General features: G+C 72.7%; 19 protein-coding genes and 1 pseudogene. 10 read left to right on the top strand and 10 right to left on the bottom strand.

Translation table 11 applies throughout. The annotated features are described in order from the left end of the window. Window positions 1-295 precede the first annotated feature (295 nt). A complete protein-coding gene (locus DWB77_RS29705; protein WP_120724789.1) occupies window positions 296-1156 on the top strand; it encodes an esterase/lipase family protein in 861 nt (286 codons plus the stop codon). A gap of 75 nt (window positions 1157-1231) precedes the next feature. On the opposite strand, the gene DWB77_RS29710 is transcribed toward DWB77_RS29705, so the two are convergent. Further along, complete coding sequence (locus DWB77_RS29710) at window positions 1232-2293, bottom strand: lytic polysaccharide monooxygenase auxiliary activity family 9 protein (protein ID WP_120724791.1); 1062 nt, start codon at window positions 2291-2293, stop codon at window positions 1232-1234. Between the two features lie 205 nt (window positions 2294-2498). Between DWB77_RS29710 and DWB77_RS29715 the strand changes: the two genes are divergently transcribed. Further along, entirely contained in the window at window positions 2499-2975 is a 477-nt protein-coding gene (locus DWB77_RS29715; protein WP_120724793.1) for a GNAT family N-acetyltransferase, read from the top strand. 41 nt (window positions 2976-3016) lie between these two features. Then, a pseudogene (locus DWB77_RS29720) lies at window positions 3017-3589 on the top strand (class I SAM-dependent methyltransferase); the annotation flags it as partial. Window positions 3590-3691: 102 nt separating this feature from the next. Here DWB77_RS29720 and DWB77_RS29725 read toward each other — a convergent pair. Then, window positions 3692-4192 (bottom strand): DUF402 domain-containing protein, encoded by a 501-nt coding sequence (locus DWB77_RS29725; RefSeq protein WP_120724796.1) that lies wholly within the window; start codon window positions 4190-4192, stop codon window positions 3692-3694. A gap of 183 nt (window positions 4193-4375) precedes the next feature. Between DWB77_RS29725 and DWB77_RS29730 the strand changes: the two genes are divergently transcribed. Beyond that, on the top strand, window positions 4376-4750 hold the full coding sequence (locus DWB77_RS29730; RefSeq protein WP_120724798.1) for a GntR family transcriptional regulator: 375 nt from the start codon (window positions 4376-4378) through the stop codon (window positions 4748-4750). Between the two features lie 78 nt (window positions 4751-4828). On the opposite strand, the gene DWB77_RS29735 is transcribed toward DWB77_RS29730, so the two are convergent. Then, the gene (locus DWB77_RS29735) at window positions 4829-5923 is read right to left on the bottom strand and encodes a DUF5925 domain-containing protein (protein WP_246033679.1); all 1095 of its coding nucleotides are present in this window, start codon (window positions 5921-5923) and stop codon (window positions 4829-4831) included. Window positions 5924-6288: 365 nt separating this feature from the next. Here DWB77_RS29735 and DWB77_RS29740 point away from each other — a divergent pair, with 365 nt between their 5' ends. Continuing rightward, window positions 6289-7098 carry an SGNH/GDSL hydrolase family protein gene (locus tag DWB77_RS29740; RefSeq protein WP_120724802.1) on the top strand — a complete coding sequence of 270 codons (810 nt, stop codon included), beginning with the start codon at window positions 6289-6291 and terminating at the stop codon, window positions 7096-7098. Between the two features lie 6 nt (window positions 7099-7104). On the opposite strand, the gene DWB77_RS29745 is transcribed toward DWB77_RS29740, so the two are convergent. Continuing rightward, on the bottom strand, window positions 7105-8727 hold the full coding sequence (locus DWB77_RS29745; protein WP_162952642.1) for a serine/threonine-protein kinase: 1623 nt from the start codon (window positions 8725-8727) through the stop codon (window positions 7105-7107). Between the two features lie 288 nt (window positions 8728-9015). Here DWB77_RS29745 and DWB77_RS29750 point away from each other — a divergent pair, with 288 nt between their 5' ends. Then, window positions 9016-9279 carry a hypothetical protein gene (locus DWB77_RS29750; RefSeq protein WP_120724805.1) on the top strand — a complete coding sequence of 88 codons (264 nt, stop codon included), beginning with the start codon at window positions 9016-9018 and terminating at the stop codon, window positions 9277-9279. 29 nt (window positions 9280-9308) lie between these two features. Here the strand turns inward: DWB77_RS29750 and DWB77_RS29755 are convergent, their stop codons facing one another. The 3 genes from DWB77_RS29755 to DWB77_RS29765 are packed head-to-tail and all read right to left on the bottom strand — an operon-like array spanning window position 9309 to window position 12295. Beyond that, window positions 9309-10505, bottom strand: a complete 1197-nt coding sequence (locus tag DWB77_RS29755) for a CaiB/BaiF CoA transferase family protein (protein WP_120724807.1) — start codon at window positions 10503-10505, stop codon at window positions 9309-9311. A 48-nt stretch (window positions 10506-10553) separates the two neighbouring features. Beyond that, the gene (locus DWB77_RS29760; protein WP_120724809.1) at window positions 10554-11336 is read right to left on the bottom strand and encodes an ABC transporter permease; all 783 of its coding nucleotides are present in this window, start codon (window positions 11334-11336) and stop codon (window positions 10554-10556) included. After that, a complete protein-coding gene (locus DWB77_RS29765) occupies window positions 11333-12295 on the bottom strand; it encodes an ATP-binding cassette domain-containing protein (protein WP_120724811.1) in 963 nt (320 codons plus the stop codon). The genes DWB77_RS29760 and DWB77_RS29765 overlap by 4 nt, the downstream gene beginning before the upstream one ends. Before the next feature lie 64 nt (window positions 12296-12359). Here DWB77_RS29765 and DWB77_RS29770 point away from each other — a divergent pair, with 64 nt between their 5' ends. Beyond that, the gene (locus tag DWB77_RS29770) at window positions 12360-13067 is read left to right on the top strand and encodes a TetR/AcrR family transcriptional regulator (protein ID WP_120724813.1); all 708 of its coding nucleotides are present in this window, start codon (window positions 12360-12362) and stop codon (window positions 13065-13067) included. Window positions 13068-13122: 55 nt separating this feature from the next. After that, the gene (locus DWB77_RS29775; RefSeq protein ID WP_120724815.1) at window positions 13123-13656 is read left to right on the top strand and encodes a GNAT family N-acetyltransferase; all 534 of its coding nucleotides are present in this window, start codon (window positions 13123-13125) and stop codon (window positions 13654-13656) included. 24 nt (window positions 13657-13680) lie between these two features. Here the strand turns inward: DWB77_RS29775 and DWB77_RS29780 are convergent, their stop codons facing one another. The 3 genes from DWB77_RS29780 to hmgA form a co-directional block, all read right to left on the bottom strand. Continuing rightward, the gene (locus DWB77_RS29780) at window positions 13681-14880 is read right to left on the bottom strand and encodes a type ISP restriction/modification enzyme (RefSeq protein WP_120724817.1); all 1200 of its coding nucleotides are present in this window, start codon (window positions 14878-14880) and stop codon (window positions 13681-13683) included. A 79-nt stretch (window positions 14881-14959) separates the two neighbouring features. Then, window positions 14960-15712 carry a GntR family transcriptional regulator gene (locus DWB77_RS29785; protein ID WP_120724819.1) on the bottom strand — a complete coding sequence of 251 codons (753 nt, stop codon included), beginning with the start codon at window positions 15710-15712 and terminating at the stop codon, window positions 14960-14962. 23 nt (window positions 15713-15735) lie between these two features. Beyond that, window positions 15736-17061: a homogentisate 1,2-dioxygenase gene (hmgA, locus tag DWB77_RS29790; RefSeq protein WP_120724821.1), complete on the bottom strand. Its 1326-nt coding sequence runs from the start codon at window positions 17059-17061 to the stop codon at window positions 15736-15738. Between the two features lie 102 nt (window positions 17062-17163). Here hmgA and DWB77_RS29795 point away from each other — a divergent pair, with 102 nt between their 5' ends. Continuing rightward, on the top strand, window positions 17164-17784 hold the full coding sequence (locus DWB77_RS29795; protein ID WP_120724823.1) for a TetR/AcrR family transcriptional regulator: 621 nt from the start codon (window positions 17164-17166) through the stop codon (window positions 17782-17784). A 78-nt stretch (window positions 17785-17862) separates the two neighbouring features. Further along, window positions 17863-20088: a molybdopterin oxidoreductase family protein gene (locus DWB77_RS29800; RefSeq protein ID WP_120724825.1), complete on the top strand. Its 2226-nt coding sequence runs from the start codon at window positions 17863-17865 to the stop codon at window positions 20086-20088. Window positions 20089-20130 lie beyond the last annotated feature (42 nt).

The raw sequence follows: 20130 nt of genomic DNA on the forward strand, positions 1-20130 counted from the left end.
CCCCCGGCAACCGGGACGCGGTGGTCGAGCGGCCGGGACGGAGCGGCCGGGCCCGGGGTCCGCGGCGGAGGAGGCGGAGTGAGAGGGGGGCGGGGCACGGGCCCAGGACCGACGTGGGCACGCCGCCTTCCGGCACCGCAGTTTTTACCGACGCGTAACTTCACTCCTGGACTACCCGTGCGTAATTTGGCATGAGCACGCTCCGTACATCACCCCGTACGGCACCTCACTTGTGGTCCGGGCCGCAGGGCGAATCCCCCATCGCAACTCCCTTGAGCCGCAAGGAGATCACCCGATGCTGCCCTGGAAACGTGTGCTCAGACCGCTGTCGGCGCTCCTGCTGGCCGCCGCGGCCTCGCTCGCCCCGGCCACCGCCGCGCACGCCCAGTCCGCGCCGAGCAGTGGCTGGAACAACTACTCCTGCCGACCCTCCGCCGCCCACCCCCGGCCCGTCGTCCTCGTACACGGCACCTTCGGCAACGGCACCGACAACTGGCTGGCCCTCGCGCCGTATCTGGTCGACCGCGGATACTGCGTCTTCTCCCTCGACTACGGCCAACTCCCCGGCGTCCCCCTCTTCGACGGCCTCGGCCCCATCGACAAGTCGGCCGGCCAGCTCGCCACCTTCGTCGACACGGTGCTCGCCGCCACCGGCACCGCCAAGGCCGATCTGGTGGGCCACTCCCAGGGCGGCATGATGCCGCGCTGGTACCTGAAGTTCCTCGGCGGCGCCGCCAAGGTCAACGCCCTCGTCGGCATCGCCCCCGACAACCACGGCACCACGCTGGACGGCCTGACCCGGCTCCTGCCCTACTTCCCCGGCGCACAGGACCTGTTGACGCTCGCCACCCCCGGACTCGCGGACCAGATCGCCGGCTCGCCCTTCGTCACCAAGCTCAACCAGGGCGGCGACACCGTACCCGGAGTCCACTACACGGTCATCGCGTCCACGTACGACGAGGTGGTCACCCCCTACCGCTCCCAGTTCCTGAGCGGTCCCGACGTCAACAACGTCCTGATCCAGGACAAGTGCGCGCTCGACCTCTCCGAACACGTGGCGATCGGCCTCACCGACCGCGTCGCCTACCACGAGGTGGCCAACGCGCTGGATCCGGCGCACGCCACCCCCACCACCTGCGCCTCCGTCGTCGGCTGACCCCCACGTAGAACCGCCCGGCCCCACGCCACCGCCCCCTCCCGGCAGCCGGGAGGGGGCGGTGTGCCGTACGGGTCAGCGGCTGTGCCGGCCGGCCGCCAGGCTCTTGCGGCGGAGCGTCGCGAACAGCGCCGCCGCGCCCAGCGCGATCGCCCCCGCGCCGCCGATGGCGAGATAGGAGGTGCTGCCGTCGCCGCCGGTCTCCGCGAGGTTGCGGGTGCCGGTCGTGTCCGCGGTGGCGGCGCCGCCGGGCGGGCCGACCGGGGTGGCCGCCGCGGCCTCGTCCGGCGCCGGCCGGTTGCCCGGGGCCGCGGCGTTCGCCGCCGGGGCGGAACTCGGCCGGGTGCCCGGCGTCGCGGCGCCGTGGTGGTGCTGGACCGTCGACTTGGCCGCGCCGTCCGCGATCTCCTGGTCGGTGGGCGCGGACGCCTTCGGCGCGGGCGCGCCCGCGCCGCCGTCCTTGCCGAACACCACGTCGGAGCAGGTGTAGAAGGCCTCGGGGCTGTCGGAGCGCTGCCAGATCGAATAGATCAGATGGCGGCCCGAACGAGCCGGGATCTTCCCTTCGAAGACGTAGTCGCCGCCCCGCATCGGCGGGTCGGCCACCTCGGCGAACGGGGTCGCCTCCAGGTCCGACCACTTGAGCGGCTTCGACGGGTCGTAGCCGGCCTTGGTGATGTACAGCGCGAACGACCCCTTGTGCGGCGCCGTCCCCTTGTAGCGGAAGGTGTGCTCGCCCGCCGAGAGCGTGGTGGCCGGCCAGTCCGCGCGCGGCAGGTCGAGGCCCCGGTACTTGTCGTTGCCTCCGCTGCACAGCTTGCCGTCGGGGATGATCTGCTTCGACTTTCCCGCGGCGTTGGCCATGTTCACCCCGTTCCAGTCGTAGAGGGCCTGCGCCCCGCCGGCCGCCACCGCCGCCTTGCACGCGGCCGACTTGGGGCTCTCGGGGCCCTCCGCGTAACAGGCCGAGACCCGGCTCACCGGGTCCGTCATGGAGCCGTGAGCCGCGGCGGGCCCGGCCGCGAGACCCGTCAGGGCGAGCGGCGCCAACCCCACGGCGGCGACGGCGACGGCGGCGGCCCCGCGCCGACGCGGCACCCGCTGCTCGGACGCGGTGGAGAGGTGGGGGAAGGTCATCGTGAGGTACTCCTTCGACGGTGCGCGGGCATGGGGCGCGTGGGGGTGTGCGACGGTCGGACATCCCGTCCGGCGCTCAGCACGCTAGCCCCGCGAAACCGTGAAATCCCCTGCTGGGAGCGGGTGATGGCGATCCTTATGGTCGCGTTAAGAGGCCACTCAGAACGCATTAAGAACGCGGGCGCCCGCGACGTACCGTGTCCCCATGAACGATGAGATCCGGCTCGCCCGCCCCGACGACGTACCCCGGGTGAAGGAGGTCACCGACGCCGCCTACCGCCCCTACATCGAACGCATCGGCGTCGTGCCGGTCCCCATGGAGGCCGACCACGCGGCCGACGTGGCGGCGGGGCGGGTCTTCGTCGCGGGCGACCCGGTCGTCGGGGTGCTCGTCCTGATCGCCGAGCCGGACCATCTCTTCCTGGACTCGATCGCCGTCCACCCCGACGTCAAGGGCACGGGCCTGGGACGCAGGCTGCTGCACTTCGTGGACGACCACGCGCGGGCGCTCGGACTGCCCGAAGTCCGGCTCTACACCAACGCGATGATGTGGGAGAACCAGAAGATCTATCCGCGGTACGGATACGAACTCGTCGAGCGGCGGGTGCGAGGCCCGTACGACCGCTTCCACTACCGCAAGGTGCTGGCCCCGCCCGCCGGGGCCGGCCAGGACCGCGACTGATCGCCGGATCGATTGTCAGTGGTGCCTGGCAGCATCGGGGCATGGACATCGACTGGGACGACGCCGCGGACACCTTCGACCGGGAGCCGGACCACGGCCTGCGCGACCCCGTGGTGCGGACCGCCTGGGACGAGCGCCTCGGCGGCTGGCTGCCGGACCGCCCGGGTGACCTCCTCGACCTCGGCTGCGGCACCGGCAGCCTGTCGCTGCTCGCCGCCGAGCGGGGCTTTCGGGTCACGGGCGTCGACCTGTCGCCCCGGATGACCGAGCGGGCCCGCGCCAAGCTGGCCGGCACCGGCGCCGAGGTGCTGACCGGCGACGCGGCACGGCCGCCCGTCGAGGGGCGCGCCTTCGACGTGGTGCTGGCCCGCCACGTGGTGTGGGCGCTGCCCGACCACGAGGCGGCGCTGCGGCACTGGTGGTCGCTGCTGCGCCCGGGGGGCCGGCTCGTCCTGGTCGAGGGGGTGTGGGGCGGCACCGGCATACCCGCCGAGCGCCTCACCGCGGCGCTCGCGCAGCTGAACGCCGAGCCGCGCTACGAACGTCTTTCGGGGGACGCGCGGTTGTGGGGGCGCGAGGTGGACGACGAGCGGTACGTGGTGGTCGCCACGGCGCCCTGACGCCAGCCGGCGGTGCGGGAGGGCGGTGGGCATGCTCCGGTCGGCCGCCCACAGCGCGGCGGCGGGCCGCGTGACCCCCCGGCCCCGGGGAACGGCTCAGTCGATCAGCGAGGTGAACCGGCCCAGTTTCGCGAGGAGTTCGAGCTCCTCCAGGGCGGCCAGCGCGCGGGCCGCCGCCTCGGGGTCGCGTTCGGCGAGCCCGCTCTCGGCGAACTCGTCCTCGTCCAGGCGCAGTACGGTCGCGCCGTCGGCCGAGAGCCAGAGGTCGAGGTCCAGGTCCTCGGCCAGCACCTCGCCGTCCCGGACCACCGCGGGCCGCGTGATGTCGCAGTACCAGCCCTTGAGCACCGAGTCGGCGTCCCGGACCTCCTTCACCGCGTACCAGCGGTCGCGCCAGTAGTGCTCGGTGAAGACGTCGCCGGGCTCGAACCGTACGAAGCCGAAGTCACGGACGCCGTCCGCGGCCCAGGGCGCGCGCACGCTCAGCCGGGTTCCGTCGTCGGCGATCACCGACGCGGGGTAACGCAGCTTCGTACGACCGGACTTGACCAGAACGATCTCGATACGGGCGTCGGCCTCGGCCGAGCTCGTGGACATCACATACCTCCGTGGCAGGGACTGCGCGGGCCGACCTCGACCTCCGCCGCACGCTACGCGGCCGCCCGGCACCGCCGCCTCCCCATTTCGGACCCGCGCCGGGCGGACCCGGGTCGGCCCGGCGCGGGTGAACGGGGGCCCGGCGCGTTCTCGTCCGGTTCCGGCGCGGGGGAGAATCGGACGGTGACCCTGAAGATCGTGATCGACCCGGGCGCGACCACCGCGCCGTACGAGCAACTGCGCGCCCAGATCGCCGACCGGGCCCGCTCCGGGAAGCTGCCGGTGGGCTTCAAGCTGCCCACGGTCCGCGGCCTCGCCGAGGACCTCGGCCTGGCCGCGAACACGGTGGCCAAGGCCTACCGGGCCCTGGAGGCGGACGGGGTCATCGAGACCCGGGGCCGCAACGGGACGTTCATCGCGGCGGCGGGGGACGCGTCGGAGCGTCTCGCCGCGGCCGCCGCCGCCACCTACGCGGGGGAGGCCCGCAGGCTCGGCCTGAGCCGCGAAGCGGCCCGCACCGCGATCGAGGAAGCGCTACGGGCGGCATACGACAAGTAGGCCCCGGGGCCGGGGAGAGAAGCCCCGGCCCGGCCGCCCCCCTCCGCGTCCTACAGATCGCGCCCTACAGATCGCGTCCTACAGATACAGCCCCGCGTCCGCCCCCGCGCGCTGGTCCGGGACCGAGGCCGGGGAAGTGCCTCGGCGCAGTGCGTACAGCTCGGCCAGGGTGGCGCCGTCATGGGCGACGCCCTCCTCCGTGCCGAGCCAGCCGACCGCCTCCGACCGGGTCAGCGGGCCGACCTCGATACGGGCCAGACAGCGGCCGGGCCGGACCACCGCCGGGTGCAGGCGCTCCAGGTCCTCGTTGGTCGTGACGCCGACCAGCACGTTGCGGCCCTGGCCGAGCAGGCCGTCGGTCAGGTTGAGCAGCCTCGAAAGGGCCTGGCCCGCCGTGTGTTTGGCCTCGCCGCGGATCAACTCGTCGCAGTCCTCCAGGAGCAGCAGGCGCCAGCGGCCCTTCGCGCTGCCGTCGTCCTCGCCGATCGCGATGTCCATCAGATAGCCGACGTCGTTGAAGAGCCGCTCGGGGTCGAGCACACAGTCCACCTGGCACCAGTCGCGCCAGGACCGGGCCAGCGTGCGCAGCGCCGAGGTCTTGCCGGTGCCGGGCGGCCCGTGCAGCAGGAGCAGCCGCCCCGCGATGTCGTCCGGGGTCATCTTCATCAGGCGGTCGAGCGCGTCGGCCACCGGCGCCGTGTAGTTGGGCCGCACCTCGTCCCAGGTGCCCGCCGCGATCTGCCGCGTCGTGCGGTGCGGGCCGCGCCGGGGCGACACGTACCAGAAGCCCATCGTGACGTTCTCGGGCTGTGGCTCCGGCTCGTCCTCGGCGCCGTCGGTGGCCTGTTTCAGTACCTGCTCGGCCAGCTCCTCGCTGGTCGCGGTCACGGTGACGTCCGCGCCCCGGTTCCAGCGCGAGACGAGCAGGGTCCAGCCCGGGCCCTCCGCGAGCGTCGCGCTGCGGTCGTCGTCGCGGGCGGCGCGCAGCACCTTCGCGGCGGGCGGCAGCAGAGTGAGGCCCTTCTTGACCCGGTCGATGGAGGAGCTGTGCGAGAACGGCTGCTCGCCCGTGGCGAAGCGGCCGAGGAAGAGGGCGTCGACGACGTCGGACGGTGAGTCGCTGTCGTCCATGGTCAGCCGAATCGGCAGCGCGGCCTCAGGGTGTGCGGACATGGCGCCCATGATCCGGCAACGCGCCCGCGTGCGCACGTGTTTTGTCCCGTTGACGCTCCTGGGACGTTCTGCCCCCGTTCCGGCGAAACCGTCCGGAATGACACCTGCCACCGACCCGCCGCCCGGGACGAAACCTCGTCGAGGGCCCCCGGCAGCCTTGTACCCACGCCGATTCGCATACGGGACACGGCAGTTGACACACTGTCAGCGGAGTGTGGTGCTCCGGTGAAGGATTACTCGCGAGTTGCTGACGGATCACCAGATAGCCGTGGATGTCCGTCAGTTGTTCTTGGCATGGACACTTCCCGCGCCGAGTGGGGGCTGGTACCACTGCCGTGGCGGAAAACCCGCTACAAGGAGGTTCCATGAAACTGTCCCGAATCGCGGCTTATGCATGGGCGCTCGTGCTGACGGTCGCGCTTTCCCTCACCGGGGCCGGCGTGGCGGCTGCGGCAACCCAGGCGGCCGGATCCCACTACGTGGCGCTCGGCGACTCGTACTCCTCCGGCGTCGGAGCCGGAAGCTACGACAGCGCGAGCGGCAGCTGCAAGCGCTCCACGAAGGCCTACCCGGCCCTGTGGGCGGCGGCGCACTCACCCGCCTCGTTCAACTTCACCGCGTGTTCCGGCGCTCGTACGAGTGATGTGACGTCGAGCCAGCTCGGCCCGCTCAGCTCGACCACCGACCTCGTCTCGATCAGCATCGGAGGCAACGACGCCGGCTTCTCGGACGTCATGACCAGCTGCGTCCTGTACTCGGAGTCCACCTGCCTCAGCAAGGTGGCGGCGGCCCGCGCCTACGTCGACTCGACGCTGCCCGGACTGCTCGACTCGGTGTACTCGGCGATCAGATCCAAGGCCCCCAACGCCCATGTCGTCGTCATCGGCTACCCGCACTTCTACAAGATCGGCGGCAGCTGCATCGCGGGCCTGAGCGACACGTCCCGTTCGGCGATCAACGGCGCCGCCGACGAGCTCAACACGGTGACCGCCAAGCGCGCGGCCGACCACGGCTACAGCTTCGCCGAGGTCGTCTCGGGCTTCACCGGACACGAGATCTGCACCAGCAGCCCGTGGCTGAACAGCGTCGTGTGGACCAACATCGGCGAGTCCTACCACCCCACCGCCGCCGGCCAGTCCGGCGCCTACCTGCCCGCCTTCACCCGCGCGGCCTGAAACCGCTCAGCCGGAGGGCGAAGCCGAGCCCGTCGGTGAGGAAGAGGAGGAGGCCCCGCCCGTCGGGGTCTCCTCCTCGCACGTCACCCGGTACGCCACCGCACCGGACGACGCCTTCACCGGCCCGCGCACCTCGACATGGACCTCGTTGGAACCGCTGCGCGACGGCGACTCGGTGTGCGCGACCTGCCGGGTCCTCGGCCCGCCCGAGGCGAAGGAGAGCGTCTGCCAGGCCGGGTCGCCGGAACGGCCGTCCCGGGTGACCCAGCGGTACTCCACGTCCGCCGGTGTCCGGCCCACCGTGAACGCGGCGACCATCGAGGGCGCCGACGCGCTCGGCGCCGGGCAGCGCCCCTGGTAACTCCCGCGCACGACGTGCAGGTCGACCTCCACCGACTGCGGGGGCGGCGACGAGGGGGAGGGGCTCGGGGAGGCGCCGCTGGTGGACGGGGAAGGGGCGGGAGACGTGCCCGCGGGCGTGCCGCCGCCGGTCGCGGGCGGCGCGGAGTGCGGAAGGGAGGGCGCGCGCGAGGCGCTCGGCGAACCCCCGCCGTCATCGCGCCCCTTGTCCCGCACCAGCGCGTACACCAGGAAACCCAGCACGAGCAGCAGCACCACCACCCCGGCCAGCACCACCGCCCCGGTGTGCTGCCGACGGCCGTCGTCCTCGCCGGTCGTGACCGTGCCGGCGCCGGTGGATCCGGCCGCGGGCCGCGGCAGTACGGACGTCGGCGCCATCGCGGGCGGCCCGACCGCCACCGTCGTGGCCTCGAAGCGGCCCGGCACCGGGCGCACCGTGCCGCCCGCCGCGACCAGCCGCAACTGGTGCTCCGCCTCTTCGACAGGCGGTCGCTCCGCCGGGTCCTTCCGCAGCAGACCCTCGATGACCGGAGCCAGCGGGCCCGCCCGGCGCGGCGGCGGCAGTGCGTCGTCGACCACCGCCCGCAGCGTGGACAGCGGGGTGTCGTGGCGGAACGGGGAGTTGCCCTCGACCGCCGCGTACAGGAGCACACCCAGCGACCACAGGTCCGAGGCGGGCCCGGGCGTGCGCCCCAACGCCCGCTCGGGGGCGAGGAATTCGGGCGACCCGACGACTTCGCCGGTCAGGGTGAGCGTCTGGGTCCCCGCCACCGTCGCGATGCCGAAGTCGGTCAGGACCACCCGGCCGTCGTTGGCGAGCAGCACGTTCGCCGGTTTCACATCGCGGTGCAGCACCCCCGCGTCGTGTGCGGAGCGCAGCGCGGCGAGCACCTCGGCGCCGATCCGCGCGGTGCGCTGCGGGCTCAACGGCCCCTCCGCGTCCAGTACGTCCGACAGGGCGAGCCCGCGCACCAGCTCCATGACGATCCACGGCCGGCCGTCCTCGGTCGCCACGTCGTACACCGTCACCACATTGCGGTGCGAGACCCGGGCCGCCGCCCACGCCTCCCGCTCCAGGCGCGCGTACAGCCGTGCCTCCTCGGCGGCGTCCAGCGCGGCGGGCGCTCGGACCTCCTTGACGGCGACCTCGCGCCCCAGGACCTCGTCCCGCGCGCGCCACACCACGCCCATGCCGCCCCGGCCCAGGGGCGAGAGGAGCCGGTAGCGCCCCGCGATCAATCGCTGCTCACTGCCCGGCACTTCGCTCACTGGCGGGCCCCCTCCGCGACGGAGAAACCCTTACAAGTTAGCCCAGGGCCGGGCCGCTGCCGCCCCCTTGAACGGCATTGCGCCTCACGTGCGAACACAGGTCGCGACGCTGCGTGACGCGACGTCAGGGATCTGTCCAACTCGCCCTGGAATCAGTTGTATTCGGAGCGTAGTCGTCAACCTGGCCGCTGTGAGGTGAATCCCGCCGGCGGGATACACGAGTGTGATGTCGGGGCGATAGGGTTAACCTGCCCGGGCCCGGGTGCCCTCGTACGGGTGGGGAGTGACATGGAACAGATAACAGTGCGCAGCAGGGCGCGAGTGCCTGCCATCACCTGCGGGAGCAGCGCGACCAGCTCGCGGCTCGACCGCCATCTCTCGGTGCTCGGCGGCCCCGCCGTCCCGCACCGCGAGGCGGCCGAGGCCACGTTGCTGATGCGGGAGCTGACCTCGCGTGACGTCGCGCACACCCGCAGGAGCAAGAGCGCTCGCGTCTCGCTCTTCGCGCCGCTGCGGCGCCTGCGCCGCTCGCTCTTCGGCAGCCGCGGCTGAATCCACTCCCGACTCCACGCGTACCCCGCTCAGGCGATCACGCCGTCCCGGCGCAACTCTGCCACCTGCTCGTCCGTCATTCCCAGGGCCCGCAGCGTTGTGCCGGTGTGTTCGCCGAGCGCGGGCACCGCACCCATCCGTGCCTCCTGACTGCCGCCCAGATTGATGGGCGGCAGCAGCGCCCGCAGCTTTCCGACCGGTGACTCCACCTCCCGCCAGCGGTCCCGTGCCGCCAGTTGCGGATGAGCGGCGACGTCGTCGACCGTGTTCAGGCGGGCGCAGGCGATGCCCGCCGACTCGAGACGGCCGACCGCTTCGGCGGCCGTGAGTCCGGCCAGCACTTTCGCCACCGCCTCGTCCGTGCCGGCCCGGTGCGCGACCCGTGCCGCATTGGTGGCGAAGGCCGCGTCGTGCGCCAACTCCGGCCGCGCCAGGACGAGTTCGGCGAGGCGGCGCCACTCCCTGTCGTTCTGCACCGAGAGCAGCACCTGACCGCCGTCCGCCGTGGCATAGGCGTCGTAGGGGGCGATGACGGCGTGCGCGACACCGGTGCGCGCCGGTTCGGTGCCCCCGTGCATCGCATGGTGCAGGGGATGCCCGAGCCACTCCGTGAGCGCCTCCAGCATCGAGATCTCCACCGGGCCGCCGCGCCCCGTCGTGCCGCGCCGCACCAGGGCCGCGAGCACGCCCGAGAAGGCGTACATGGCGGCCGCGATGTCGGCGGCCGGGATCCCCGCCTTGACGGGCTGCTCGGGGGTCCCGGTGACCGACACCAGACCCGCCTCGCACTGCACCAGCATGTCGTAGGCCCGCTTGTGCGCGTACGGCCCCTCGGCCCCGTACCCCGATATGTCGACGGCCACGAGCCGCGGGTGCGCCGCACACAGCGACGCCGCGTCCAGGCCGAGCCGGGCCGCGGCGCCCTGCGCCAGGTTCTGCACAAACACGTCGGCGTCCGCGATCAGGCGGTGCGCGATGTCCAGGCCGCGCGGGTCCTTCAGGTCCAGCGCGACCGACTCCTTGCCCCGGTTGCACCACACGAAGTGCGAGGCGAGGCCGCGGGCCGCGGTGTCGTAGCCACGCGCGAAGTCGCCGCCGTCGGGGCGCTCCACCTTGAGGACGCGGGCCCCCAGATCGGCGAGCTGACGGGTCGCGAACGGTGCGGCGACGGCCTGTTCGACGGCGACGACGGTGATGCCTTCGAGAGGCAGCGGCTGAGTGCTCATAGCCGTACCTATCGCGTGCGGGGTGCCCTTGTCACTTCTTGGCGCTGTTCAGCGGCCCGAGCGCGCGTAGCGGCGTACCGAGAGCGGCACGAAGACCACCAGCAGCACGGCGCACCAGGCGAGCGAGCCCGCCACCGGGTGGGCGACGGGCCAGGCGGCGTCAGCGGCGGGCGAGGCGTTGCCGCAGAGGTCGCGGACGGCCGAGGCGACCGCGCTGATCGGGTTCCACTCGGCGATGGTGCGCAGCCAGCCGGGGAGCCGGTCGGTGGGGATGTACGCGTTCGACAGGAGCGGCAGGATGAAGGTCGCCGAGCCGAGCTGGCCCGCGGCCTCCTCGCTGCGGGTGAGCAGCCCGAGGAACGAGCCCGCCCAGGTCGTCGCGAGGCGGAGCAGCATCACCAGCCCGAAGGCGCCGAGCGCGCCCGCAATCCCCCGCTCGATCCGCCAGCCCACCGCGAGTCCCACCAGCATCAGCGGAATCATGCCGAGCGCGGTGGTCAGCAGGTCGGCCGCGCTCTGGCCGACCGGCACCGCGGCCCGGCTCATCGGCAGGGTGCGCAGCCGGTCCATCACCCCGCGGTGCGAGTCCTGCGCGGCTTGGAACATCCCGGTCATCAGGCCGTTGGCCGCCGTCGCCACCACCAGGCCGGGCACCAGATAGGCGCGGTACTGCTCGCCCGGTACCGCGAGCGCGCTGCCGAAGACGTAGCCGAAGAACAGCAGCATCGTGATCGGCATGGTCTGGGTGAGGATCAGCACCCCCGGCGCGTGCTTGATGCGCTGGAGCTGGCGGCCGAGCAGGGCCGTGCTGTCGTAGGCGAGCGAACTCATGTCACAAGCTCCTTGCGGGAGTTGGCGGAGTCGGTGAGGCGCAGGAACACCTCGTCGAGGGTGGGCGGGCGCAGGCCCGCGTCGAGGATCGGGACCCCGGCCGCGTCCAGTTCGCGCACGATGCGGGGCAGGGTGAGCGTCGGGTCCATGGAGACGGCTCCCACCGTCCGCCTCAGGGCATCGAGCTGGGGCTCGGCTCCCGTCAACTGGTCCAGGACGGCGGCGGCTTGGGGCAGGGCGGCCTCGCTCGCCACCACGATCTCGGCGTAGGCCCCGATCCGGGCCTTCAGTTCGGCGGGGGTGCCGGTCACGGCGGCCCGGCCCTCGTCGATCAGCACGATGTGGTCGGCGAGCCGGTCGGCCTCCTCCAGGTACTGGGTGGTGAGCAGCACTGTGGTGCCCTCGGCGGTCAGGGCGCGCACGGCGGCCCAGATCTGGTTGCGGCTGGCCGGGTCGAGCCCGGTGGTGGGCTCGTCGAGGAAGAGCACCCGGGGGCGGGTGAGCAGGCTCGCGGCGAGGTCGAGGCGCCGCCGCATGCCCCCGGAGTACGTGCCCGCCGCCCGGTCGGCCGCGTCCAACAGGCCGAACTGGTCGAGGAGTTCATCGGCGCGCCCGCGGCCCGCCGCGCCGCGCACGCCGTGCAGCTTGGCGAAGAGCCGGAGGTTCTGCCGCCCGGTGAGCTCGACGTCGACGGAGGTCGACTGGCCGGTCACCCCGATGTGCCGGCGCACCGCGTCCTGCTCGCGCACCACGTCGTACCCGGCCACCCGGGCGGAGCCCGCGTCCGGCGCGAGCAGCGTCGTCAGCAGGCGGACGGCGGTCGTCTTGCCCGCGCCATTGGGCCCGAGCACCCCGCAGACGGTGCCCTCCGGGACGGCGAGATCGAGGCCGCGCAGCGCCCGCACCTCGCCGAAGCGCTTCTCCAGACCTTCACTAAGTACAGCGTACGTAGTTGTCATGCGGCCCACCATAGCGCACTACGTACGGTGTACGTAACTACGATGGAGGGCGAGGTGATGATTCATGGCGGGGCGACCTGCTGAACCAGAAGTGATCTGGGCGCGCCCCGAGCGCGCCGGACGGGGCCCCAGGCCCGCATTCAGCCGTGCCGACATCGCGGCCGCCGCCGTACGGATCGCCGACGCGGACGGCCTCGACGCCGTCTCCATGCGCCGCGTCGCCACCGAACTCGGCTGCGGAACCATGTCGCTCTACAACTACGTCCCGCGCAAGGAGGACCTGTACGAGCTGATGGTGGACGCGGTCAGCGCCGAGTACGAGCTGAGCGAGCCGACCGGCGACTGGCGGGCCGACATGCTCGGCCTCGCCCACCAGACCCGCGCCCTGATGCACCGCCATCCCTGGCTGCCGCGTCTGATGTCACCCGTGTACGGCTTCAGCCCCAATGCCCTGCGGTACCTGGAGCACTGCATGACCTGTCTGGACCCGCTTCAGACGCCGTACGGCACCAAGATGGAGCTCATCGCCTCCGTGAACGGCGTCGTCACCACGTATGTCGCCAACGAGATCGCCACCGCCGAACGGACCCGCTCCCTGCCCTGGACACCGGAGCAGGAACAGGCCGTACGGATCGCCTACCTCTTCGGCCAGGTCGCCACCGGCCGCTATCCCCGCCTGGCCGCCGCCTTCGCCGAGGACTCGGGCCCCATCGACCTCGACGCGGTCTTCGTCCGGGCCCTGACCAGGACACTCGACGCCTTCGGTGACTAGCGGGGGCGCGGGCGGCGGATTTCCGGCTCGGGCCGGGTCCGTGCAGGATGGCCCCATGACCGAGATCCGCACCCCCCGCCTCCTGCTGCGCCGCTGGACCGACGACGACCTCGTCCCGATGGCGGACATCAACGCCGACCCGGAGGTCATGCGCTGGATCGGCGACGGCTCGGTCCGCGACCTGGAGCAGACCGCCGAGGACATCGAGAACTGGGAGGAGGAGTGGGACGAGGAGGGCTTCGGCCTCTTCGCCGTCGAACTGCTCGCCTCCGGTGAACTGATCGGCTTCGCCGGTCTGTCCGTGCCCGAGTTCCAGCCCGCCGGCGTGCCCGACGTACAGATCAGCTGGCGCCTGGGCCGCCCGTTCTGGGGCCAGGGCTACGCCTCCGAAGCCGCCCACGCCACCTTGGAGTTCGCCCTCCAGGACCGGGGCCTGGACGGCGTCATCAGCATCACCCACCTGAGCAACACCGCCTCCGAGAACATCTCGCGCAAGCTCGGCATGGACCTCGCCAGCGAGGTGCGGCACCCGGTGCACAAGACCCCGCAGCACATCCACACCATCGACCTGACCGAGTACGAGGGCTGAGCGCGCCCGTCCCGCCCGTCCCGCTCACACCAGGGCGAACTGGCCGCCCGGGCCCTCCTCGTGGTGGTCGAACACCGAGGCCGGGCGGCGCGCCCCGGCAGGGGCGGGCAGCACTCCGGCGGCCGTGAGCCGCTCCCGTGTCAGCGAGGATCCCGAGGCCAACTCGGCCTGGCACGGCCGCAGTTCGGCGAGCAGCGCCAGTACGGTGATCAGTTCCAGCAGGTCGGACGTCCACTCCTGGGGCCACCGCGCCGGGCCGACCGCGGCCAGCGTGCCCGCCTCGGCGGGTCTGGTGCGCTGCTGGAACCACGACTCCAGCACCCGCGCCCCGCCCATCTGGAACTCCCAGGCCTCGGACGGAACCGGCGAGATACGACCGCCGTCGCCCACGTGCAGCGTCTCCTCCGCGGGGTCGTAGCGCAGCTCCACGGGGCGGGCCGGGAGCGCCGCCCGGACGTAGGGCCGCCGCCCGCCGGGCAGTCGTGGCTTGTCACCGCCGTGCGCCCCCCGCGTCATCAGCGCACTCATGCGATGCCCCAACTCCACACCTGTGGACCAGAGTTGAGGGTCCTCGGGCAGCGGCACCAGGCACCCGGCGGCGCTCGGCCGTGTGGCCGCCACGGCCCAGGCGAGCACGTCGTGCGCGGTGACCTCGCTCTCGTAGGCGGTGGTGAGGAAGGCGAGCAGGCCCGGCGCGAGGTTGGGTTCGAGGCCGCCGGGCCGGCGGTGGAGCGGACGGATGCGGCCGGGGCGCCCGGTGGGGCAGTGCCCGTCGGGCAGCAGCGCGGAGACGGTCAGCGCGGGACCGCCCGCCCTGGCCCCCGGGGCCTGCTCGACCGCGAAGAGCTGATGGGCGTCGGCCACCCGCCACAGCTCCGGCCGGGCGGCGTCGATCAGACGCTGGTCCGGTATCAGCCACTGCTCGTCGAAGGCGCCGTGCTGGACGCGGACCGGATCCGGACAGACCCCCCGCTCCTGGGCGAGCGGCCCGGTGCCCGCGCTCCGGCCGGGCAGGGCGGCGACCATCGAGCGCAGCGTACGGGAGCGGCTCGGGCCGAACAGGCGCTCCCGCTCGGCCGGTTCGGAGCGCAGGAGCAGGTCCCAGCGGGACCGCAGGGTCCGCTCGTCCGGCGCCATCACCCAGTCGCGCCCCAGCCGCAGCGGGGCCACCGACCAGGGCATCAGGTCGTCGAGGAGGGGCACGTCATCGCTCACAGCCAGCATGCTAGGGGGTGCCCGGCGGGTCGGGGTCGGGGTCTCGACGCCCGGTCCGGGCCGCGTGGGGGCGGTCGGCGCGTACGCGTCAGCGGGCCTCGACCGTGACCGAGAACGAGAAGCGGTCACCCCGGTAGTGGATGCGGGCCACGTCGACGACCCGGCCGTCCTGGTCGTAGGTGACGCCCGTGTAGTGCAGGATCGGCGAGAGCAGGGGGACCTGGAGCAGCTCGGCGGTGACCGGATCGGCGAGCCGGGCCTCCACGGTGTCCGTGATGCGCGCGATGTCCACCCCCACCGCGTCCCGCAGCACCTTCGTCATCGGCCAGCGGCCCAGATCCGCGAGGTCGATCGCGGCCGCCACCTCCGGACGCACCGCGTTGTACGCCCAGTTGGTGGGCTCCCCGCTCTCCTCCTCGCAGCGCAGCCGCCGATAGGCCACGACCTCGGCGCAGCCCGGGAAGTACTCGGCGAGGTCGCCGGGGACCGGCTCCGGGCCGTGGTCCAGGATCGTGGTGCGCTCGCCCGACTGCTGGGCCACGATCGCGTCGATCGAGCCGAGCAGCCGGACCGGGGACGCGCGCCGGGCGGCCGGCTCGATGAACGTGCCGCGCCGCCGGTGCCGGCTGATCAGGCCCTCCTCCTCCAGCTCCTTGAGGGCCTGACGCATCGTCAGGACGCTCACCCCGTAGTGCGCCGCGAGCTGCTCCTCGGTGGGCAGCCGCAGCGAGGCGTCGGGGGAGCGGCCCAGTATCGAGGCGCGCAGCGACTGGGAGACCTGGTACCAGAGCGGCAGCTTCCGGTTCAGGAGCAGGGAGTCGGGTGCGAAGGAGGAGGTCACAGGGATTCCGTATCAGGTGGTGCTCAGGAGCGGAAGTGGCGCTGGAGACCCTGCCACACGTCGTCGTAACCGCGCTGGAGATGGTCGGCCGTCGCCGCCTGCTCGGTGGCGGTGACCGGCCAGCGCGTCTCGAACATGAAGGCCAGGCCGTCGTCGATCTTCTGCGGCTTCAGCTCGGCGGCGCTCGCCCGGTCGAAGGTCTCCCGGTCGGGGCCGTGCGCCGACATCATGTTGTGCAGCGAGCCGCCGCCGGGCACGAAGCCCTCCGCTTTGGCGTCGTAGGCGCCGTCGATCAGGCCCATGTACTCGCTCATCACGTTGCGGTGGAAGTACGGCGGGCGGAAGGTGTCCTCGCCGACCAGCCAGCGCGGCGCGAACACCACGAAGTCGACGCCGGCCAGACCCGGGGTGTCGGACGGCGAGGTGAGCACCGTGAAGATCGACGGATCGGGGTGGTCGTAGCTGATGCTGCCGATCACATTGAAGGTGCGCAGGTCGTAGACGTACGGGGTGTGGGTGCCGTGCCAGGCGACGACGTCGAGCGGCGAGTGGTCGTAGACGGCGCTCCAGAGGTTGCCGCAGAACTTGTTGACCACCTCGACCGGGCCCTCCGTGTCCTCGTACGCGGCCAGCGGGGCTCGGAAGTCCCGCGCGTTGGCGAGGCCGTTGGCGCCGATCGGGCCGAGTTCCGGCAGCTCGAAGGGGTGGCCGTAGTTCTCGCAGACGTAGCCGCGGGCGCTCTCGTCGAGCAGCTCGACCCGGAAGCGCACCCCCCGCGGGATCAGGGCGACCTCGCCGGGGCGGGCGGCGAGCAGCCCGAGCTCGGTGCGAAGGAGCAGCCCGCCGCGCTCGGGAACGATCAACAGCTCGCCGTCCGCGTCGCTGAACACCCTCGTATCCATCGAGGAGTTGGCGTGGTAGAGGTGCACGGCCATGCCGGTGCGCTGGGTCGCGTCGCCGTTGCCGCCCAGCGTCCACAGTCCGGCCAGCCAGTCGGTGCCCGCCGGGGGCTCCGGCAGCGGGTTCCAGCGCAGCCGGTTGGGGTCGGGCACGGTCTCGGTGAAGGGCGCCGTACGGATCCGGCCGTTGTCGGTCCGGGTGAACGGCGGGTGGGCGGCCGATGGCCGGATTCGATACAGCCAGGAGCGGCGGTTGCTCGCGCGGGGCTCGGTGAAGGCGGAACCGCTGAGCTGTTCCGCGTACAGACCGAGCGGGGCGCGCTGCGGCGCGTTGCGGCCGTGCGGCAGAGCGCCGGGGACCGCCTCCGAGCTGTGCTCATTGCCGAATCCCCGGGAGTGACCGAGGCCCTCCACGATCTTTCGCGCCTGGTCGCCGCTGGGTGTCGTCATCGTGCGCTCTCCTGCTCCCGTGCCGAAATCCTATGCTCAACCGTAGGATTACGATGCGGTCGCGTCAACGGGAAAACCGGCCGCTCGGGGGATGATGGGCGGGTGCCTCCTGCTCCTGATCTTCACGCCAACCTCCGCCGGGCGCCCGTGCAGCGACGCAGCGCCGAGCGGCTCTCCCGGATACTCGACGCCTGTGCCGAACTCCTCGACGAGACCGGCTACGAGGACCTCTCCACCCGGGCCGTGGCCCAACGCGCGGGCGTGCCGATCGGCTCGGTCTACCGCTTCTTCGGCAACAAGCGCGCCATGGCCGAGGCGCTCGCCGCCCGCAACCTCGACCGCTACGCCGGCATGATCAACGCCCGCCTCGCCACCATCGAAGCGGCCGACTGGCGGGGCGCGGTCGATGCGGTCCTGGACGAGTACCTCGTGCTGAAGCAGACGGTTCCCGGGTTCAACCTGGTCGACTTCGGCGGCCCCCAGCCGGTGCCCGACCCGGACGCCGACGCCAACCACCTCCTGGCCGCCCGGCTCGCCGAACTCCTCCCCGCCCAGTTCGGCCGCACCCTGGACGCGGAGCTGCGCCGGGTCATCCTGGTCGCCGTGGAGGCGGCCGACGCCACCCTGCGCCTCGCCTTCCGTACGGATCCCCAGGGCGACCCGGGCATCGTGGCCGAGACCCGGCAACTGCTGCACGCCTATCTCGCCCGCACCCTGGACTGACCCCGGCCGGGACCTCCCGCACATGCCTACCGGTCGGTATGCTCCAAGGGCCCGCGCGCCGTCGCCCTGGGAGGACGAATGTCCCGCACCGCCCTGCGTATCTGCCCGCTCTGCGAAGCCACCTGCGGGCTGAGCCTCACCATCGAGGGCACCCGGGTGACCGGCGCCCGGGGGGACGCGGACGACGTGTTCAGCCAGGGCTTCATCTGCCCCAAGGGCGCCGCCTTCGGAGAGCTGGACGCCGACCCCGACCGGCTGACCGGGCCGCTGGTGCGGCGCGACGGGGTCCTGCGCGAGGCCGGCTGGGCCGAGGCCTTCGACCTGATCGCGGCCCGGATGCGCCCGATCGTCGAAGAGCACGGGCCGAACGCGGTCGGGGTGGTCCTCGGCAACCCCAACGTCCACACCATGGCCGGCGCCCTCTACCCGCCCGCCCTCCTCCAGGCGCTGCGCACCCGCAACCTCTTCACCGCGAGCACCCTGGACCAGATGCCCAAGCACGTCTCCAGCGGGCTCCTGTTCGGCGACCCGTTCGCCATCCCCGTGCCCGACCTCGACCGCACCAGCCATCTGCTGCTGCTCGGCGCCAACCCGCTGGAGTCCAACGGCAGCCTGTGCACCGCCCCCGACTTCCCCGGAAAACTGCGCGCCCTGCGCCGACGCGGCGGCACCCTCACCGTCGTCGACCCGCGCCGCACCCGCACCGCGAAACTCGCCGACCGGCACATCGCGATCCGGCCCGGCACCGACGCGCTGCTCCTCGCCTCGATCGCCCAGGTCCTCTTCGAGGAGAAGCTCACCGCCCCGGGCGAGACCGAGCCACACCTCGAAGGACTGGCCCAAGTGGCGGACGCCGTAAAGGAGTTCACGCCCGAGAGGGTCGGCCCCCGGTGCGACATGGACCCCGACACCATCCGCGCCCTCGCCCGCGAACTCGCCGCCGCGCCCACCGCGGCGGTGTACGGACGGATCGGCAGCAGCACCGTCGAGCACGGCACCCTGGCCAACTGGCTCATCGACGTCCTTAACATCCTCACCGGCAACCTCGACCGGCCGGGCGGCGCCCTCTTCCCGCTCTCCGCCACCGACCGGACGCCCAGGCCCGCCGGCCCCGGCAAGGGCTTCGCGCTCGGGCGCTGGCACAGCCGGGTCTCCGGCCACCCCGAGGTGAAGTCCGAACTGCCGCTCGCCGCCCTCGCCGAGGAGATCGAGACACCGGGCGAGGGGCGGATCCGGGCGCTCATCACCAGTGCGGCCAACCCCGTCCTGTCCGCGCCCGACGGAGACCGCCTCGACCGGGCGCTGGCCGGGCTCGACTTCATGGTCAGCGTCGACCCCTACCTCAACGAGACCTCGCTGCACGCCGATGTCGTGCTGCCCCCGCCGCCGCCCTCCCAGAGCGCCCACTTCGACTTCGCCTTCAACGGCTTCGCCGTCCGCGACCAGGTCCGCTACACCCGGCCCGCCGTGCCGCTCGCCGACGGCCGGATGGACGAGTGCGAGATCCACGCCCGCCTCGTGCTCGCGGTGAGCGGCCTGCACGGCGCCGCCCCCGACGCCGTGGACGCGATGGTCGTCGAGCGCACCCTTTCCCAGGCCGTCGCCGACCCGCACTCACCCGTGCACGGCCGGGACGCGGCGGCCCTCGCCGCCGAACTCACCGGCGCGAGCGGCCCCGAGCGGCGCCTGGACCTGATGCTCCGGCTCGGCCCCTACGGCGACGGCTTCGGCGCCGACCCGGACGGCCTCACCCTGGAGCGCGTGCTCGCCCACCCCCACGGCATCGACCTCGGGCCGCTGAAACCACGCCTCGCACAGGTGCTCAGGACCCGCAGCGGCCGCATCGAACTGCTCCCCGCGCCCATCGCCGCCGACCTGCCCCGACTGCGCGCCGCACTCGACCAGCCGGCCGCCTCCCTGGTCCTGGTGGGCCGGCGCCATCTGCGCTCCAACAACAGCTGGCTGCACAACATCCCCGCCCTGAGCGGCGGTTCCAACCGGTGCACGCTCCAGATCCACCCCGAGGACGCGGCCCGGCTGGGTCTCGTCGACGGCGCCGACGTACGGGTCACGGCGGACGGCGGAGCGGTCACGGCGCCGGTGGAGATCACCGACAGTGTGCGCCGGGGTGTGGTCAGCCTGCCGCACGGCTGGGGCCACAGCAGGCCCGGCAGCAGGCTGGCGGTCGCCGCCGAACGCCCCGGCGTCAACGTCAACCAGCTCCTGGACGGCTCACGGCTCGACCCGCTGTCGGGCACCGCCGTGCTCAACGGCTTCCCCGTCGAGCTCACACCCCTGGCGTGACCTGGACTTTTGCTCGTATTGCTCAGGTGTCAACATCTTGTT

The organism is Streptomyces hundungensis, from assembly GCF_003627815.1.
Lineage (GTDB): Bacteria > Actinomycetota > Actinomycetes > Streptomycetales > Streptomycetaceae > Streptomyces > Streptomyces hundungensis_A.